This window comes from Vibrio sp. V43_P6S15P86 (assembly GCF_009904725.1).
Taxonomy (GTDB): domain Bacteria; phylum Pseudomonadota; class Gammaproteobacteria; order Enterobacterales; family Vibrionaceae; genus Vibrio; species Vibrio diabolicus.
Map to the genome: position 1 here is coordinate 1 of NZ_WXWT01000199.1, position 3,622 is coordinate 3,622.

2 protein-coding genes are annotated in these 3,622 nt (G+C 39.3%); both read right to left on the reverse strand.

What is annotated here, in order from left to right:
- Positions 1 to 326: 326 nt before the first annotated feature.
- Positions 327 to 806, reverse strand: coding sequence for a hypothetical protein (locus CAG69_RS08695; RefSeq protein WP_161443763.1), 480 nt, complete (start codon positions 804 to 806; stop codon positions 327 to 329).
- A 12-nt stretch (positions 807 to 818) separates the two neighbouring features.
- Complete coding sequence (locus CAG69_RS08700) at positions 819 to 2,774, reverse strand: alkyl/aryl-sulfatase (protein WP_161443765.1); 1,956 nt, start codon at positions 2,772 to 2,774, stop codon at positions 819 to 821.
- Positions 2,775 to 3,622: the final 848 nt, after the last annotated feature.

The following is a 3,622-nucleotide window of genomic DNA, read 5'->3' on the forward strand; positions in this document are numbered from 1 at the left end:
CTTAATTATGAAGAACCATACAGAATACTAATCGCTATATGGGAGTAAATTTATCCAGTAACCATCTAAGATGCTCGATTTTCGATGGCATCAAGCTATTACTATTCACAATTAAAGATCACAACACACTATGAGCAGAAGCAAAAATCCAAGATGACAATACGCCTCAAATATAATACGAAAAGGCTAGATCACCATCGTTTTAAGTTTTCTATATGATGAACAGCTGAAACATATCGTATATTCTCGTATTTTTTTATCTTTTTCTTTCTTAAACCTTTCATTATAAATGAATATCATCTTATCCTCATGCTCAGATGTAATTTTCATTTCGTTGTAGTAGGTAAGCTCCCCTCATCTACTGTTACTAAACCAAGATATTTAGCCTCATGCAACGTTAACTTTTCTGACACAAGGTTGTGTAAAGTGGTCTCTGTAAGCAACAATACTTTTTGACGGTCACTAGGAGCATTAGTGTGAATGATTAACTTGCCCTCGTTGTCTAGCTTAGACCAAAGCTGACTATCAATAAGATATATATTAAGGCCTTTGAGAGAGCCAGAATGTCGACTAGTAAACAATTGCAACCACCAACTTACTCGCCGTAACCCTTTTCCACCATCAAGCTGAGAAGGCAAGACAATACTTTTTGAATCAAGAGCCTCTTGGGTTGCAATTGCGACACTAAGTGAACCAGGATAACTTTCAGCAAAAGGGTTACTAAACTGACCATCGTAAGAGCAAGCCCAACTAAATGGGCTCGCTAACAAGTAGAGGACTGTAATACAAGCAAGCATTAGCTTCATCTAACTATCCTATCACGGTGTTACAATATTGAACCAAAAATCAAAATTATCTATCATTCCTACGAATTCCGTGAATACTTCCTTATCCCCTTCAAGCTTAATATCTCCATCTGCAATAGCTTTTTCTAACGTGAGATTGCCCAACTGAACATCATCCAGTGCAGATTTGCTCATAGTAAGTGTCACGTTAGGTTTTTCTGCTTGTTCCGAGGTATGAATTAGTACTGAATTTTCTAGGTATAACGTGTATCTCTTATCTAAATCTGTGAAGTTTAGGTTAATTGCAAAGGTCTTACCTTCTGCTTTTTCTGGTAAAATACGCACTGCAAGGTAATCGAACAACATTTCTGGCGGCATGTTTTTTACGATGTCAGGTGATGCCGTTGTTAAACCGTTGACTGAAGGTGTTCCGTTTCTCAGCTCATAAGCTCCTTGTAGGTATACTGAGCGCCAAGGGCCCGATTCTGCTTGGTAGCCGAGTTGTTCATAAGTATCAGCCAACAACTCTTTTCCATCTTTACTCTGCGGATTAGCAAACACGACATGCTTCAATACCTCGGCAACCCAACGGTATTCTCCTTTTTCAAAGTCAGCTTTGGCTTTTTCAATTGCCGCACGTTCACCTCCTATATATTCAACGTATTTAATCGCCACATCTGTCGGCGGAAGATTATTTAGACTAGAAGGGTTTCCGTCATACCATCCCATATAACGTTGATAAACAGCGCGGCTGTTGTGACGGAGCGTCCCATAATAACCGCGAGTACTCCAGTTATTTTCTAACGCTTTTGGTAACTTGATAATTTCCGAAATTTCTTCACCAGTATATCCCTGATTCATTAAGCGCACAGTTTGGTCATGAGTATACTTATAAATATCTCGCTGCTTCTTTAAATAATCAACAATGTCCGCATTTCCCCATAATGGCCAATGATGACTTTGAAACTTAACTTCCACTTCATCGCCCCACATTTCAATAGTTTCTTGTAGGTAGCTAGACCATTTCAGGGCGTCTCTAACTTGCGCACCACGCAAGGTCAATATGTTGTGCATGGTGTTGGTCGTGTTTTCGGCCATCCATAAAGCCTTTTTATCCGGGAACCAGGTATTCATTTCCGTTGGAGCTTCTGTGCCCGGTGTATATTGAAAGACCATTTTTATGCCATCCACTATCATTTCATCGCCAGTTTTCTCAATAATATCTGTCGGCTTGATTAGTGTTGCAGTACCCGTTGATGTAGTTTGACCTAAACCTCCATTGACACCACCAAATTCATTTCTGGGTAATAGGGCACCATACATGTATATTGCTCGACGTCCCATCGCGTTTCCAGCAATCACATTCTCCGAAACAGCATGTTCGGTGAATCCATGGGAGGCAATTATTTTCACATTCCCCGCAAGCACATCCTTTTCTTTCACAATGCCGCGTACTCCACCAAAGTGGTCAATATGACTATGACTGTAAACAACAGCGACAACAGGACGCTTACCTAATTCTTTATTAACAAAATCTAGGGCCGCTTCTGCGGTTTCTTTAGAAATGAGTGGATCAAAGACAATCCATCCAGTATCACCTTTAACGAAAGTAATATTACTTAAGTCATAACCTCTTACTTGATAGATCCCATCCGTCACTTCGAATAACCCATTAATCATATTGAGCTGAGCATTCCGCCATAAGCTCGGGTTTACACTGTCAGGGGCTGGGTTGTTGAGATCAATATATTTTTTGTATTGTTCCAAATCCCATACAATACTTCCTTCCTCGTTCTTTATCGTAACTTCGTCTTGCTTGGCGATGAAACCTTTTTGTGCATTTTCAAAGTCGTCTTTGTTGTTAAAAGGTAAGGTTTGTTTTACTAAGTTATTCACGCTCATTGTCGCTTTTGTGGCTGGTTTGGGCTCTGCAGAGCTCACTTCATAAGACGTTATCGCGAAAATGACTAATGTGGTAGCTAACTTCATGCTGTATTCCTTGTAGTTATTTAACCTGCTTATTAACCATAGCTAAAAACGAAAAAGCTTGGTGATTTTGTATTGGATATAGCCAGGTTACGAGAGTCTCTGAGCATTGGAACTAAGTTAAAAACTTCTAGCTTCATACTATGTCATTTTCTTCCGCTTAAACCTCGTTACAACATGACGAAACGCAAGTGTCTTTTAGCAATTTTGACAAAACAGCCTTACTTGCAAAGGTGTTGATTGGAGTTACATATCAATGTAATCCAAACAATAGCTCCTTTAGTTGGCTAAAAAATTGCCCCCCCCCCCAAAAAAAACAGATCAAAGCGAGGCATAAAACGTAGTTTGTTGACAGATGCGAATAGATACCACTTGCCGTTTTAAGTGGTAGTGCCAACATCCATGACATCAAACTTTAGACGCATTAGGGTGTTATTGATCTCCATTACAAGTGCTGCAGTACCTAGACAAAGGTTATACAGAAAAGTGCTTACATGAGTTTTGAACCATATCTCTCATGTTCAATCACAAACAAGAGAAAGCAGCTAGCTTAAAACAAGCTGATGATTTAAGGCTAATCGCTAGGTTGTAGAGCGAATCCATAACTGGTTCAACAGCTATCGTAGATTACTAATTCGTTGGGAAAAGAAAATATAAAAACTACGAGACCATGCTGAATTTGATCGTGGCCTCATTGTTTGGAATAAATCCCTTTTAGGATAGATTCCTAATCCATATTGGCGTTTTAAGTCACTGGATTGGTGAAATTTAAAGAAAATTTTGTAGAAAAACATACGAGGTAACCGGTCGATACTCTTATCGTTTAATCGGTTTGGCGATTACAGATATAC

Bases quoted from the DNA above. Each gene is read 5' to 3' on its own strand.
- CAG69_RS08695 (WP_161443763.1), bottom strand. From the start codon at position 806: ATGAAGCTAATGCTTGCTTGTATTACAGTCCTCTACTTGTTAGCGAGC.
- CAG69_RS08700 (WP_161443765.1), bottom strand. From the start codon at position 2,774: ATGAAGTTAGCTACCACATTAGTCATTTTCGCGATAACGTCTTATGAA.